Source organism: Lachnospiraceae bacterium (assembly GCA_022794035.1).
In the GTDB taxonomy this organism is placed as follows: domain Bacteria; phylum Bacillota; class Clostridia; order Lachnospirales; family Bianqueaceae; genus CALWPV01.
On sequence record JAAWDX010000001.1, the window covers coordinates 110,876 to 124,512 of the forward strand.

Genomic DNA, 13,637 nt, shown 5'->3' on the forward strand with positions numbered 1-13,637 from the left:
AGATTTTTCATATGCGACTCTGGGCATATGCGAACCTGCGGGCCCCCAGTGCAACAATGCGTTTAAGGTCATGCGGCTCTGCAAGCTCACAATCAGCCAGCATCGTAGGCAGCGCATGCTGCAAAAGAATTTCTTTAGCGGCCTCCATATAGCCCGGATAGCTCGGGGTGCTGCCGCCGATCACGATATGGGATGGATTAAAGGTATGGACGATATCCACTAAGGCGATACCGAAATAGGTTCCCGCCTGGCGGATGAGCGCTGTCATCTCCGGATCCTGTGCGGCAAGGCGCTCATGCACCTCCTGTGCACTGATGCCGGCGCGCTTTAAAATGCCAAGGCCGCCGGAAATGGAATCGAGGCTTTGCAGCTTTCCATCAAGCGGATAGATCAACGAGCCCAGCTCACCGGCCCAGCCATGGCGGCCCAGCAGGATGCGCCCCTGCTCTTTGACGCCCATGGCAAAGCCGCTTCCGGCCATGATCAGCACCATGCAGTCCTCATCGCCGTAATAAGAGGCCTCTTCTACCGTGGCTGCCTTCACATCGTTGATGATGTGGCAGGGGCAGCCGGGGCTCGCAAAGTCTGCGGCCTTCATGCCCTGCAGCCCTTTGGTGTCGCTGAGCACCAGCTCATCCTTCTCCACAAGGCCGACCACGCCCATGCCGATGCCTTCCGGCTTAAAGGGCAGCCTTGCGATGAAAGCGTCGATCTGCTCGTGCAGATAGGCCTGCGTTACATCGAGACCCGTGGGCACCTTCTCATCGATCCACTGTCCGTTGTACTCAGCTGTAAGCAGCATTTTGGTGCAGCCCTGATCAACTCCGATCCATTTTTCTAAGCTCATATGCTCCTCCTTTTATTGAATGCCGCACTATGTAAGATCCATGATATGGCAAATAAGGCTGCCATGACCACCGCCATCACTACCTGATCGCCAAGCTCCAGCAGGTATCCGCCGAGCAGGCTGGAGGCCATGTAGCCGATACTGCTGGAAACTGCTCCAATCAGCAGCATGACCTGCCCCTGGTAGGCTGGATTCACATGGGTTCTCACATATTCCAGATTCGCTACTGTATAAATTACATAGACTACCGTGAGCATAACGCGCCCTACAACAAAAATCGGGATATTGGGCGCCAACGCATCCATTACACTGCCGGTAAGTCCTATGAGAATGCAGATCTTGTACCACAGCTGCGCTTTCGGTCCTTTGCAGGAGCGTCCGAGCCAGATGAACACCGGCAGCTCTGTAATGCCGCAAAGCAAAATGATGAAGCCGTACCATTCGCTGCCGCCGCCCAGCCGCTGTACCATGAGCGAACAAAAAGTACTGATTAGCGTTACCGCAATTTTCATGATTAAAAAGCTCATTAAATACAGCACCAGCTGGCTATTTAAAACCATGCGCCAGTTTTTCGCTTCTGCTTCTGCAGCCGGCTGCCGCGCCGGATTGGGCATCTGCATGGCCGTAAATAAAGCCAAAGCCAGCAGCACGACCGTGACAATAAACATCGCGCCAAAGCCAAACCATGCAATCAAATAGCCCAGCGCAAAGGTGGCCACACCTTCACCTACCGACCCGATTCCCCGCGTACTGCCGTAGGTTACCTCTGGATATTCTGCCTTGAGCTGATAGGTCCACAGGTCAAACACATTGCCGAACTGTTTGATGATAGCGTACAGCAAAATGATAATCACAAGCTCCAAAAAAATCCAGCTTTTCACAAAGGGCATGGCTGCCACGCCTAGGATGCAGAAGCTTAGCACGGCCGCTACAACCTGCCGGAAGCACTGCTTTTTGTCCAGAATCCTGCCCAGCGCCATCTGAATGACCAGCATCATGCCGGCGCCCGCCGCATGAATCACGCCGATATACATCTCTGAAAATCCAATATCGTTAAGATATAGAACCAGATAGTTGATAAAGCTTGCCAGTGCCGAAAGGTAGGTAAACTGAATCACCCGCAGCAGGCGGTTAATGCGTTTGTATGCGTCCATTTTCTGTTTCTCCCTTTTGCATATCAATTTGCCATATCTGTTTACCTGCATTGTATTGCTTAGACTCTGCTACTGTCAAGCATATCTTAGTCGCAGCCGTAACTTTCAAAAAACTGTGCAACACTCATGCATCTTGGATGCTCCATTTCAAGACTTAAAAAATCTTTATCTCCAGTCAGAATGATATCCACATCAAATACAATAGCCGCATTTAAAATTGGCTGATCCTTTGCATCACGTATCAGTTTTTCTGTATAATTCACCGCGGGGATCAGCTCATAAGACATTTCCGCCAAGAAAATTTCGGCATCTGGCAAAAAATTAGGGGCTTTCCGCCTTAAGATATCCCGTAATTCCATGATGTTGCGATCACACAATACCATCTCATGATTATCAGCTATATAAAACAAAGCTTGCGCTGGTTTTGACTTTGGAAAAACCAGCGCAGAAAAAAGAATGTTTGTATCGACCAATATTCTCATTTTACTTTCCTTTTTTTCCGTACCGTACTTCGTCTACAAGCGCCTGCACATCCTCCTCACTTGTAATTCCCATAGCCTCAGCGGCACCTGAAAAAGCGGCCTGCGCTTTGTGAATTGCCTGTGCGGAGGCATTGCTCAAAACAATCTCTCCGTCCTGCTTTTGGTAAAATAAAATCTTATCACCTGATTTTAGACCTAGTAAACGACGAATTTCTACCGGCACAGTAATTTGTCCGTTTGCAGAAATTTTTGCTAAATTCATAAAAACTCCCCTTTCTATTCTTTAAATCTAAAGGAAATTTGAGATTTACTTTTATTATACTCTTTTCTAATAAAAAGTAAACCTATTTTTAAATATACAAAACGTGCAGCTTGCTGCAACCGGCTTTACGCTTTGCAATGCAAACTGCACGTTTCTATAATATTTCCTTCGTTTTTAATCCAAAATGATCAGCGCCATGAAGACCAGATCCTCATCGCCTGTATTCTCAATGCCATGTCCGCAGCCATCCGGCGTAAAGGTCACATCGCCTGCCTTCACCGGGCGGATGCTGCCGTTATCATTATAATTTCCCTGTCCCTTTATGATAAAATAGGTTTCACTTTCATGATGATGTTCGTGATAGCCCAAGGAGCAGCCCGGCGCAATCGTGACCTCTGCATACAGACCGCACTTTCCGTTTAGCTGCTTTTCATCCAGCAGATGCTTCAGCACTACATTTCCTTTGCCGCCGTAAGCCTCTTCCATAACTACTGTCTTCATGATCCATCTTTCCTTTCCATATATGTTCCGAGCCGGCTATCCTTCACCGGCTCTTTTTTCGTTCATTGTAGTGCGGCTTACCCTCGTCTGTCAAGATTTTTTTCCTCTTCAATCTGCAGCAGACGGTTATATTTGGCCACGCGTTCGCTGCGGCTCGGCGCGCCCGTTTTAATCTGTCCTGCATTCACGGCCACCGCCAGATCTGCAATCGTCGTGTCCTCCGTCTCGCCGGATCGGTGAGAAATGATCGTTTTATAGCCTGCCTTCTGTGCCATCTGAATGGCGTCCAGCGTCTCAGAAAGCGTCCCAATTTGATTAAGCTTAATCAGGATTGCATTCGCGCAGCCCATGCTGATCCCTTTTTGCAGCCGCTCGGTATTGGTCACAAACAGATCATCGCCTACCAGCTGCACGCGGTCTCCCAGCTTTTCGGTGAGCCTGCGCCAACCTTCCCAGTCCTCTTCATCAAGCGCGTCCTCAATAGAAGCAATCGGATAGCGATCACACAGTTTTTCCCAGTGATCGATCAGCTCATCGCTGCTCTGCTCTTTGCCCGATTTAGGCATGCGGTACTTTCCGGTCATCTCGGCCTTCCATTCACTGGCCGCCGCATCGAGCGCGATCTTAAAATCGCGGCCTGGCTCATAGCCTGCCTTGACAATGGCCTCCAGAATGCAGTCAATCGCTTCCTCGTCACTATGCAGATCCGGCGCAAATCCGCCCTCATCTCCAACAGCCGTCGTAAGACCCTTTTCCTTTAAAATACCCTTCAGCATCCAGAACACCTCGCTGCACCAGCGCAGTCCCTGTTTAAAATCTGCCGCGCCCACCGGCATGATCATAAATTCCTGTACGTCAAGCGAATTGGCTGCATGCGCACCGCCGTTTAAAATGTTCATCATCGGTACTGGCAGCACCTTGCCATTGATTCCGCCTAAAAAGCGGTAAAGCGGCAGCCTGAGGCTTTTGGCTGCTGCGCGGGCACAGGCAATGGAAACGGCCAAAATGGCATTTGCGCCAAGGCGCGACTTGTCCGGTGTACCGTCTGCTTTTAGCATGGCCGTATCGATCTGCATCGTCTCGCTGGCGTTCATCCCTTTGAGCGCATGGAAAATGCAGCCCTGTACATTATGCACGGCCTTGGTGACTCCTTTGCCGCCATAACGGGACGGATCTCCGTCGCGCAGCTCCAGCGCCTCATAGATACCGGTCGACGCACCGCTGGGCGCCATGCCTATGCCGATGCTGCCATCGGCCAGCGTAACCTGCGCCGCCACGGTTGGATTGCCGCGCGAATCCAAAATCTCACGCCCGGTGATTTTTTCGATCTTTAAACCTTTCATCATATCTGCTTCCCTCTCCTGACTATCAGTTTTGGGAATTAGTCTGCCCATTTTTCTGTGCATTATACAGGCTTTTCACCTCTTCAAAGCTGGTGACCGGCGCTTGGCAGCTCTCACTGCTGCAATAATAATAGCTCACGCCCTTTTCCGGGATCGGATACTGCTTTGTAAATGGCGCCGCTTCCTGCAGCAGCCTTTCCTCTGCCGGCGTTTTCACCAATACCGCCAGCTCGTCCTGCATCGCCTCTTCTATTTCCGGCATGCAAAAATCGTCGGCTGCGGCTGCGCACACCAGCATCTGTGTTTGATACTTCTGCAGCTGAAGCGCCTGCAGAAAGAAGGTGTGACCCGCCGCCACGTTGGCCGCCTGGCGGCTCATAAAGGAAATCTGCTTGTCTGCAGCCGCCCGCCATTTGCTTTCGCCTGTAAAATGAGCCAACTCAATCAGCACCCACGCAGCGACCGCATTGCCCGAGGGCAGCGCGCCGTCCTCGGTGTCTTTCAGGCGCGCAATCAGCGGCTCTGCGTCCTTGGCAGTGGTGAAATATCCGCCCTCGGGATCCGCAAACAGCGCCTGCATATGCTGCGCCGTATGCACCGCCTGCAATAGATAGGAGGCCTTGTGCACTGCCTTGTACAACTGCAGCAGGCCATATGCATAATATGCATAGTCGCTCAGCTGCCCGACATGCGCCGCTTCTCCGTCCCGATAGCGCAGATATAAACGCCCGGAGGTTTTGACCAGATGCTTTTCCAAAAATGCAGCCGCCGCTGCAGCTGCCTGCAGGTATTCCCTTCGCTGCTGCCGCCGGCCTACCTGCGCAAATGCGGCTATGGCCAGCCCGTTCCACGCTGTCAGGATTTTGTCATCAACGCCCAGCGGGTACCGCGTCTTTCGGTATGCGAAAAGCTGCCGGCGCTCCTCATCCATCTGCTCAGCGGCCTGCCGCTCAAAGTCCTCTCCGATCTGGTTGGGCAGCCCTTTTCGCTCCATATGATAGGCGCGCCAGAACGCTTCGCCGCGTTCCTGCCCCAGCGCCTCTATGACCTCTGGCTTGCTCCACAGATAGAACAGTCCCTCCTGTCCCTGGCTATCGGCGTCCTGTCCGCAGTAGAAGCCGCCCTCCTCGTCCCGCAGCTCCCGCAGCACATAATCCAGCGTTTCCTGCGCCAGAGCATGATAGCCCGCCTCACTATAGGCCATAGCCAAAAGCGCATTATCATACAGCGTCTTCTCAAAATGCGGCATCAGCCATTTTTCATCCGTACTGTACCGCGAAAAGCCGCCGCCCAGATGATCGCGGATCCCGCCCTGCGCCATTTTCTGCAGCGTTTGCGCGACCATCTTTCGGATATCCGCGCTATTTTCCGTCCTTTCTTTCTGCGCATAGCGCAGCAAAAATGACAGTGTATGCGCACTGGGGAATTTAGGCGCAGCTCCAAAACCACCCCAGCGCCGGTCGTAGGCTGCCTCAAACCAGTTGACGGCCTGCTCCCACAGCGCTGCCGGAGGCACTATCTCACTTTCTGTCGCCGGCTGCTGCAGCCAGTTGACCAGCTGGCGGCCTGTGCGCCATAATGCGTCGGGTTCCTGCTTCCACATTTTTTTCGTTTCTAATAATAAGTTATAAAATGCTTTTTGCGGCAGATAGGTGCCGGCGAAAAACGGCGCCTGCTCCGGCGTCATCAGAATCGTCAGCGGCCAGCCGCCGGAACCTGTCATTCCCTGGCATACCCGCATGTAGATCGCATCGATATCCGGCCTCTCCTCCCTGTCGACCTTAATTGCCACAAAGCTTTCATTCAGCAGCCTTGTTATGCCCTCATCCGCAAAGCTTTCCTGCGCCATTACATGGCACCAATGACAGGTCGAATAGCCAATACTGAGCAGGATTGGCTTATTCTCTTCCTTTGCCTTACTAAATGCTGCTTCGCCCCATGGGTACCAATCCAGCGCCTGCTCGCGGTGCTGCCTTAAATAGGGTGATTTTTCGTTTTCTAAATGATTCATCTATGCCGCCTCCTATGATCAAACTTATCATAGAGTATGCGCTGTCTGCTATGGAATCATTCTAAATTAAATGACATCGTTTTCAATATCGCGGATCTTCTTGGCCGGGATGCCGCCCACGATGCAGTTATCCGGAACATCCTTTGTCACCACGGCTCCGGCGGCAACGATGACATTATTGCCAATTGTTACGCCGGGGAGAATCGTCACATTTCCTCCGATCCATACATCGTTTCCAATATTGACAGGTTTTCCAATCCCCAGATGTTCTCTTCGCCCTTTGGGCGTGATCGGATGGTTTACTGTAGTAATCAATGTATTGGGACCAATCATAACATAGTCGCCAATATGCACTGGCATGATATCGAGAATTGTCACATTATAGTTGGCAAGAAACTGATCGCCCACATGAATATTCTCTCCGCTGTCGCACATGAATCCGGGGCACAGGCTCACATCGCGCCCTACTGACCCAAAATAGGTCCGGATCAGCGCTGCCTGCTCCTCCTCCGCAGCATCCGCATCCTGCAGCTTTCGCAGTTCTCTGCAAAATTTGATTGCATTCAGCTTTCTGCCGTTGACACCGGCATCCCAAAAATCATAATATAAGCCTGCATCCAGCTTTTCTTCTTCTGTCATCATACCCTCCATTTCTTGTAGCTATGCCTGCTAAGCGCAGCATTTGCCGATCTGACATATTTTGATTAATCAGGCTGTTCTAGTGTATCTTCCAATATCAAAGCTGCATCCGTTACACAAGCTCTGCACGAGCCCATCAGGTCATGGCACATCACGGAGCCCTTATGATGATTCATGAACTTTTTTTCAAACTCTGCTATTTTGCCTTCTGCATCCTTGTTGTAAACCTGCTTCAGCACATATTCCGCCGCCATGACTGCGCCGCATTTGCCTGCTCTCCCGCTTGCAAACGGCGCTGCTTCTTTCTCCGCCTGCTGCTCAGATAACCCCGCCATTTCATGAAATGCACAAAGCACAGCTGCCGAACAGCTGTGATAATTTCTATGGTTATTGACTGCTTGATCTGCTAGTTTTCCCATCTCTGTTTTCCTCCTTTATAGTTGGTCTAAATTTTATCAGAGCCTTCGTTTTTTGCATTGTATATTTATTGGAAATATAACTTTTTCATTAACTAACTTTCTTTTGCAATGGCTTCTAAGGGCAAGTAAAACCAATAAATGCAACAAAGGGATGATTATATGTCAGAAAAGATAAGGCTTTTGATTTCCATTGATCTAATTGGGGCTACCCACATCACACCATCCATACAGGTCCGCTGATAAGATGCGAATCTCCGGAAGTTATCAGAAGCTATTTTTAAGCTATTTAACGTATCTTTTCTATTTTATCTCCGTTGACGGCTCCTTATCTGAAGTGATTTAACGGGGCTATTAGGGGATTTTGCCCGTTAGGTATCGCGTCTATGTCCTTATTTAACGGGGCTATTCTCTATTTTAACCCGTTAAATGCGCCGTTATTAGCGCAGCATAACGGGGCTAATCGCCAAAAGATACGTTAAAAATGAAAAAACTAGGACTGTGCAACGCCGACTACACGCGCACAGCGTAGCGTACCTGAGTAGCTAGACCATATTGATTATACTGTTCAGCCGTCTATAGCAAAAAATTGAAATTAGCTGAACAATTTCAGCTAATCATGGCGGAACAGGCGAACTGTGGTGGAAAATTGCCCGTCATGAACGACTTCTGAAAAACATATGGTGGAAGAAATTCCACCGGAGGTGGCAGAAGAGATCAAAATAGCTGAAAAAATTCAGCTATATTTTCAATTTCAGCCATACTCGGCGCAGCACACAGCCGCTGCTTTCAATTTCAGCCATCATCGGCGTAAACAAGTTCTACTGGCGTAACCGATCTCTAATGGTCTACAAGCACTTCTAAATAAATCCTTGACAAAGCACTGCAAAGCCGCTATACTAACTAGCAACTGAATCAAGCAAACGGAAAGGCTATGACAAGAAAGAGTAGCTGTGGCGAAGACAAACAGAGAGCTGCCGGACGGTGAGAGGCGCGTGGATACCCATAGTGAATACATCTTTGAGCTGCGCACCGAACAGGATCCAACATCGCTCAATTGAACGATGAGACGATCAGTAAGTAGGCTGCGACGGAGAGGCAGACCGTAGAAAGGTGCCAGGGTATCGTCATTTTGGGCCGCAAGGCCGGATTGCTGTACCTGATGAGGCGGAGGGCGTGAGCTTTCCGTGAAGTAAGGTGGTAACACGAGTGTATGCTCGTCCTTTCAATAGGACGGGCTTTTATTTTTGGCCGATTCTGCTGCCCAGTTCAGAATTTATCATAAAAACTTTGGAGGATCTAGGTATGTCACCAAGAAAAGGAAATCTGATGGCCGTGCGCAATGATATTAAGGTGATCGATGCAACCATCCGCGACGGCGGCCTGTGCAACAATTTTGCTTTTAGCGATGAATTTGTTAAAGAGCTTTACAAGACCAATATTAAAAGCGGCGTGGACTATATGGAGTTTGGCTACAAGGCCAGCAAAAATCTGTTTCGCGAAAGTGATTTTGGCAAGTGGAAGTTTTGTAATGAAGAGGATATCCGTGCCATCGTTGGCGATAATATCTCTGACATGAAGCTTTGCGTGATGGCCGATGTTGGGCGCTGTGATTTTAAGACCGATTTTTTGCCTAAGTCGGAGAGCGTGATCGATATGGTGCGCGTGGCCTGCTATATCCATCAGATGCCGGCGGCCATTGAGATGATCGAATACCTGCATGATCTGGGCTATGAAACCACCTGCAATATCATGGCCATTTCTCAGGTGGGCCTGGAGCAGGTGCAGCAGGCGCTGGAGATGCTCGGAAACTCTTCCGTCGATGTGATCTACCTTGTTGATAGCTATGGCTCGCTGTATCCGGAAAATGCCTCCGCCCTGGCTGAGGTTTATCTGGCTGCCGCCGAAAAATATGGCAAGCTGGTGGGCTTCCACGCGCATAACAATCAAAATCTGGCCTTTGCCAACACCATCGAGACGCTTTCCTACGGTGTTTCCTATCTGGACGCCACCGCCATGGGCATGGGGCGCGGCGCTGGCAACTGTGCAATGGAGCTGCTGCTCGGCTTCCTGAAGAATCCCAAATACAATCTGTACAGTCTGCTCACCTTTATCGAAAACTACATGCTGCCACTTAAGGAGCAGGGCGTCGTATGGGGCTATGATCTGCAGTACATGTTCACGGGGCAGCTGAACCGCCATCCGCGTGAGGCCATGGAGTTTACAGCGCAAAAGCGAAGCGATTATTGCGAGTTTTACAAATCCCTGCTTGATAATTTTTAAGGAAAGCCGGTATGGAAAATTTGATTGTAAGATATGCCAAAAGAGAGGAGCTCGCGGCCGTAAACAAAATCCGCAAACAGGTCAATGAGATTCATGTTAAAGGCCTCTCCGATATATTCCGCGAGGATTCCTGGCCGCTCGTAGAACCCTCCATATATACAAAATTTGACGAGGAAAACAGCGGAGTGATTGTTGCTGCTATTGACGATGAGATTGTTGGATTCGCCATGGTTCAGTATGTCACAAGACCGGAATCTCCTTTTAATAAAGAACGGAAGTATTTCCATATAGAAGAGTTCGGCGTGGATGAAAACCACAGGCGAAAGGGTATTGCTACGGCCATGATCGATTTTATCAAAGAAGACGCCAAAAAGCGGGGCTTTAAAAGAATAGAGCTGGATATGTGGGAATTCAACACCGGCGCACTAGCCTTTTATGAAAGTGCAGGCTTAAAGACCTTCAGAAGATATATGAAAATGGATGTAGAAGAATAAAAATGCCGCCTCAGAGCCCTTCAAAGCTGCTGAGGCGGTGATTTTTATTTTACAAAAAAGGCGGCGGCAATCGCGCCCGGTCCTACATGCGTGCCAATGCTGCTCCCAATGGAGCAAACAGGGAGCGAATCCGTATGCTCTTTATAAACCGATTCATGATCGGCAATATATTTTCTAAGTAAGCTATCGTCCAGACCGCTGTAGGCCAGACAAAACGGCAGGTCAAAGTTGATGTCCCCCTGCTGGCTGATCAGCTCCCGCAGCAGATTATTGCCATTTTTAGAGCCGCGTGCCTTGCCCAGCATGGCTACCTCTCCGTTTTCAATGGCAATAACGGGCTTGATACTGAGCAGCGTGCCCGCCATTGCCGCTGCCTTGGAAATGCGCCCTCCTTTTTTCAGATATTCCAGCGTATCCAGCAGCGCAATCAGGCGGATATCCTTCTTTTTTTGATTTAAAATCTCCGCAATCTCCCTTGCGGACCTACCTTCATCGCGAAGCTGCACAGCCAAAAGCACCAGTAAGCGCTCTCCAATGCATACATTCTCGCTGTCGACCAGCGTCACCTGCTCCTCATACCCATTTATCGCGATATGTGCGCTCTGATAGCAGCCGGAAAGCTTGGCGGATATCGTGATGCAGATTGCTGTATCTCCCGCTTCCCTTACCTTTTGAAACTGCTCCTCATATTCATACGGAGCAATCTGGCTGGTTGTGGGCAGTATATCTGTCTCAATCAGCTTTTCAAAAAACTGCTGATGGGTAAGTGTGACTCCATCCAAGTACTCTGTATCGCCAAACATGGTTTTAAGCGGCAAAATCTCGATATTTAATTTTTTCGCCTCGGCCTGCGTAAGATCACAGGCCGAATCTACGATAATTCTAATGCTCATTGTCTAATTCCTTTCATCATGAGACCTTTTTACCTATCAACTAGATAGTATATCTCTTCTGAACGAAATTGACAACCTTTACTTTATTTCCATTTTGTTTCATCCACCACTCTTCGTTCGAGCAGAGGCCTCCACCATTTTTCATTCTTTAAATACCATTCTATCGTTTCATTTAAGCCGTCTTCAAAGTTGACCTCGGGCTTCCAGCCAAGCTCTTTTCTAATTCTGCTTGAATCTAATAAATATCGTTTGTCATGGGATGGTCTGTCCGGAATATATACCTTATCCGCATCGCCCTTGTTAAAGTAAGCCAGTATATGACCTGCAATATCCTCAATGCTTTTTTCGCATCCGCTTCCGATATTATATGTCCGCCCTAACTCGCCTTTGTGCAGAATATCATCAATTGCTCTGCAATGATCCTTTACATGCAGCCATTCTCTTCTGTTTTGACTTTCTTTATATAATGTCAATGGTTTTCCTAAAATCAGGTTGGTCACAAACAGAGGAATCATCTTTTCAACAAATTGATAGGGACCGTAGTTATTGGCACAATTGGATAATGTTACCGGCACGTCATATGTTTTGACATACGCCCTCACTGCTAGATCGCCGCAGGCTTTAGCCGAATTGTAAGGGGTATTAGGAAACAGAGGGGAATCCTCATAGAATTTTTCATTGGAATCCAGCTCCAGGCTTCCGTAAACCTCACAGGTGGATATATGATGAAGCCTTTTTACATATCCTCTTCTCGTCAGCTCCAATAAAGTCTGCACTCCCATGAGATTCGTCTGATAAAACACGGTGGGATTGATAATCGCATAACTATTGTGCGATTCTGCCGCAAAATTGACGATGGTTTCTATCTCATATTTTTTAACAATGCTCAGCATGGTATCATAATCGCAAATATCTGCTTTTTCAAAGAAATAACGCTCCGGATACGCTAACGCTGTATCCTCATGATTGGTTTCTACCGCTGCGTATGTCATTTTATCAACATTGACAACCACATCCTCGTGATATTTATCTAACCAATATTTAATAAAATTCGTACCGATAAATCCGCTTCCGCCCGTTACCATTATTTTCATATTTTCAGTTCCTTTCCCCACGCATTCATACAAGCTGGTTTTTGCAGAAATTACTATGACAACAAGTATAGCTTTTAGCCTCTGCATCTTCAACACACTTTTTTATCTGTGCTTCTCTGTCCACATATAAATAAACAGGGGTGACCTTTTATTCCCCATAAAAAGTCACCCCTCTATTTGCTTTTAAATAGTTTAGAAACGGCCTGCCTTAGCTGCTTCCTCAACAGCTACTGCTACTGCAACCGTCGCACCAACCATCGGGTTGTTGCCCATACCGATCAGACCCATCATTTCCACGTGAGCCGGAACGGAAGAAGAACCAGCAAACTGAGCGTCGCTGTGCATACGTCCCATGGTATCGGTCATGCCGTAGGAAGCAGGACCTGCCGCCATGTTATCAGGATGCAGCGTACGACCGGTGCCGCCGCCGGATGCTACTGAGAAGTACTTCTTGCCAAGCTCGATGCACTCCTTCTTGTAGGTACCAGCCACCGGATGCTGGAAACGGGTCGGGTTGGTGGAGTTACCGGTAATGGATACATCCACACCCTCGCGGTGCATGATGGCAACGCCCTCGCGCACATCATCTGCGCCATAGCACAGAACCTTAGATCTCTCTCCGTCGGAATAAGCCTTGCGATAAACCTCTTTCAGCTCGCCGGTGAAATAATCAAACTGAGTTTCCACATGAGTAAAGCCATTGATCCGGCTGATGATCTTAGCCGCATCCTTGCCCAAGCCGTTCAGAATGACACGCAGGGGCTCTTTGCGAACCTTGTTCGCAGATTTAGCAATACCGATCGCACCCTCTGCAGCTGCAAAGGACTCGTGGCCTGCCAGAAAAGCAAAGCACTTGGTATCGTCAGAAAGCAGCATTGCGCCCAGATTGCCATGGCCCAGACCCACCTTACGGTCATCTGCCACAGAACCAGGAATACAGAATGCCTGCAGACCCTCGCCAATGGATTTTGCTGCGTCAGCAGCCTTCTTGTTGCCCTTCTTGATGGCAATTGCTGCGCCTACGGTGTACGCCCAGCAAGCGTTCTCAAAGCAAATCGGCTGAATGCCTTTTACCATGCTGTATACATCGATGCCTGCATCGTCACAAACTTTTTTAGCTTCTTCGATGGAACCGATACCATATTTAGCCAGAGCAGCGTTGATCTGGTCTATTCTTCTCTCATAACTCTCAAATAATGCCATGATTTTCAGTCCCCC

At 49.0% G+C, this 13,637-nt stretch carries 15 protein-coding genes; 3 read left to right on the plus strand and 12 right to left on the minus strand.

Annotation, left to right across the window (positions count from 1 at the left end; translation table 11 throughout):
- Window positions 1-7 precede the first annotated feature (7 nt).
- From HFE64_00500 to HFE64_00540, 9 genes are all read right to left on the minus strand, one after another.
- Window positions 8-847, minus strand: coding sequence for an ROK family protein (locus HFE64_00500; protein ID MCI8631956.1), 840 nt, complete (start codon window positions 845-847; stop codon window positions 8-10).
- Complete coding sequence (locus HFE64_00505; protein MCI8631957.1) at window positions 844-2,001, minus strand: MFS transporter; 1,158 nt, start codon at window positions 1,999-2,001, stop codon at window positions 844-846. Before HFE64_00505 ends, HFE64_00500 begins: the two co-directional genes overlap by 4 nt.
- 86 nt (window positions 2,002-2,087) lie before the next feature.
- A complete protein-coding gene (locus HFE64_00510) occupies window positions 2,088-2,483 on the minus strand; it encodes a putative toxin-antitoxin system toxin component, PIN family (protein MCI8631958.1) in 396 nt (131 codons plus the stop codon).
- A gap of 1 nt (window position 2,484) precedes the next feature.
- Entirely contained in the window at window positions 2,485-2,745 is a 261-nt protein-coding gene (locus HFE64_00515; GenBank protein ID MCI8631959.1) for an AbrB/MazE/SpoVT family DNA-binding domain-containing protein, read from the minus strand.
- A 174-nt stretch (window positions 2,746-2,919) separates the two neighbouring features.
- Window positions 2,920-3,246, minus strand: a complete 327-nt coding sequence (locus tag HFE64_00520; GenBank protein ID MCI8631960.1) for a cupin domain-containing protein — start codon at window positions 3,244-3,246, stop codon at window positions 2,920-2,922.
- A 77-nt stretch (window positions 3,247-3,323) separates the two neighbouring features.
- Window positions 3,324-4,589, minus strand: a complete 1,266-nt coding sequence (gene eno, locus HFE64_00525) for a phosphopyruvate hydratase (protein MCI8631961.1) — start codon at window positions 4,587-4,589, stop codon at window positions 3,324-3,326.
- Between the two features lie 25 nt (window positions 4,590-4,614).
- Window positions 4,615-6,600, minus strand: coding sequence for a thioredoxin domain-containing protein (locus HFE64_00530; protein MCI8631962.1), 1,986 nt, complete (start codon window positions 6,598-6,600; stop codon window positions 4,615-4,617).
- Window positions 6,601-6,666: 66 nt separating this feature from the next.
- Entirely contained in the window at window positions 6,667-7,239 is a 573-nt protein-coding gene (locus HFE64_00535; GenBank protein ID MCI8631963.1) for a sugar O-acetyltransferase, read from the minus strand.
- 65 nt (window positions 7,240-7,304) lie between these two features.
- The gene (locus HFE64_00540; protein ID MCI8631964.1) at window positions 7,305-7,658 is read right to left on the minus strand and encodes a C_GCAxxG_C_C family protein; all 354 of its coding nucleotides are present in this window, start codon (window positions 7,656-7,658) and stop codon (window positions 7,305-7,307) included.
- A gap of 677 nt (window positions 7,659-8,335) precedes the next feature.
- Between HFE64_00540 and HFE64_00545 the strand changes: the two genes are divergently transcribed.
- The 3 genes from HFE64_00545 to HFE64_00555 all read left to right on the plus strand — a co-directional run bounded on the left by HFE64_00545 (window position 8,336) and on the right by HFE64_00555 (window position 10,432).
- On the plus strand, window positions 8,336-8,488 hold the full coding sequence (locus tag HFE64_00545; protein MCI8631965.1) for a hypothetical protein: 153 nt from the start codon (window positions 8,336-8,338) through the stop codon (window positions 8,486-8,488).
- A gap of 472 nt (window positions 8,489-8,960) precedes the next feature.
- A complete protein-coding gene (locus HFE64_00550; GenBank protein ID MCI8631966.1) occupies window positions 8,961-9,938 on the plus strand; it encodes a nucleoid-structuring protein H-NS in 978 nt (325 codons plus the stop codon).
- An 11-nt stretch (window positions 9,939-9,949) separates the two neighbouring features.
- Window positions 9,950-10,432, plus strand: coding sequence for a GNAT family N-acetyltransferase (locus HFE64_00555; GenBank protein MCI8631967.1), 483 nt, complete (start codon window positions 9,950-9,952; stop codon window positions 10,430-10,432).
- A 44-nt stretch (window positions 10,433-10,476) separates the two neighbouring features.
- Here HFE64_00555 and HFE64_00560 read toward each other — a convergent pair whose 3' ends face one another.
- From HFE64_00560 to HFE64_00570, 3 genes are all read right to left on the minus strand, one after another.
- Complete coding sequence (locus HFE64_00560; GenBank protein ID MCI8631968.1) at window positions 10,477-11,325, minus strand: DegV family protein; 849 nt, start codon at window positions 11,323-11,325, stop codon at window positions 10,477-10,479.
- An 83-nt stretch (window positions 11,326-11,408) separates the two neighbouring features.
- The gene (gene rfbB / locus HFE64_00565; GenBank protein MCI8631969.1) at window positions 11,409-12,419 is read right to left on the minus strand and encodes a dTDP-glucose 4,6-dehydratase; all 1,011 of its coding nucleotides are present in this window, start codon (window positions 12,417-12,419) and stop codon (window positions 11,409-11,411) included.
- A gap of 192 nt (window positions 12,420-12,611) precedes the next feature.
- On the minus strand, window positions 12,612-13,622 hold the full coding sequence (locus tag HFE64_00570; protein ID MCI8631970.1) for a GGGtGRT protein: 1,011 nt from the start codon (window positions 13,620-13,622) through the stop codon (window positions 12,612-12,614).
- Between the last annotated feature and the right edge of the window lie 15 nt (window positions 13,623-13,637).

Excerpts from the sequence above, each read along its gene's own strand:
- HFE64_00500 (MCI8631956.1), bottom strand. The coding sequence starts at position 847 with ATGAGCTTAGAAAAATGGATCGGAGTTGATCAGGGCTGCACCAAAATG.
- HFE64_00505 (MCI8631957.1), bottom strand. The coding sequence starts at position 2,001 with ATGGACGCATACAAACGCATTAACCGCCTGCTGCGGGTGATTCAGTTT.
- HFE64_00510 (MCI8631958.1), bottom strand. The coding sequence starts at position 2,483 with ATGAGAATATTGGTCGATACAAACATTCTTTTTTCTGCGCTGGTTTTT.
- HFE64_00515 (MCI8631959.1), bottom strand. The coding sequence starts at position 2,745 with ATGAATTTAGCAAAAATTTCTGCAAACGGACAAATTACTGTGCCGGTA.
- HFE64_00520 (MCI8631960.1), bottom strand. The coding sequence starts at position 3,246 with ATGAAGACAGTAGTTATGGAAGAGGCTTACGGCGGCAAAGGAAATGTA.
- eno (MCI8631961.1), bottom strand. The coding sequence starts at position 4,589 with ATGAAAGGTTTAAAGATCGAAAAAATCACCGGGCGTGAGATTTTGGAT.
- HFE64_00530 (MCI8631962.1), bottom strand. The coding sequence starts at position 6,600 with ATGAATCATTTAGAAAACGAAAAATCACCCTATTTAAGGCAGCACCGC.
- HFE64_00535 (MCI8631963.1), bottom strand. The coding sequence starts at position 7,239 with ATGACAGAAGAAGAAAAGCTGGATGCAGGCTTATATTATGATTTTTGG.
- HFE64_00540 (MCI8631964.1), bottom strand. The coding sequence starts at position 7,658 with ATGGGAAAACTAGCAGATCAAGCAGTCAATAACCATAGAAATTATCAC.
- HFE64_00545 (MCI8631965.1), top strand. The coding sequence starts at position 8,336 with ATGGTGGAAGAAATTCCACCGGAGGTGGCAGAAGAGATCAAAATAGCT.
- HFE64_00550 (MCI8631966.1), top strand. The coding sequence starts at position 8,961 with ATGTCACCAAGAAAAGGAAATCTGATGGCCGTGCGCAATGATATTAAG.
- HFE64_00555 (MCI8631967.1), top strand. The coding sequence starts at position 9,950 with ATGGAAAATTTGATTGTAAGATATGCCAAAAGAGAGGAGCTCGCGGCC.
- HFE64_00560 (MCI8631968.1), bottom strand. The coding sequence starts at position 11,325 with ATGAGCATTAGAATTATCGTAGATTCGGCCTGTGATCTTACGCAGGCC.
- rfbB (MCI8631969.1), bottom strand. The coding sequence starts at position 12,419 with ATGAAAATAATGGTAACGGGCGGAAGCGGATTTATCGGTACGAATTTT.
- HFE64_00570 (MCI8631970.1), bottom strand. The coding sequence starts at position 13,622 with ATGGCATTATTTGAGAGTTATGAGAGAAGAATAGACCAGATCAACGCT.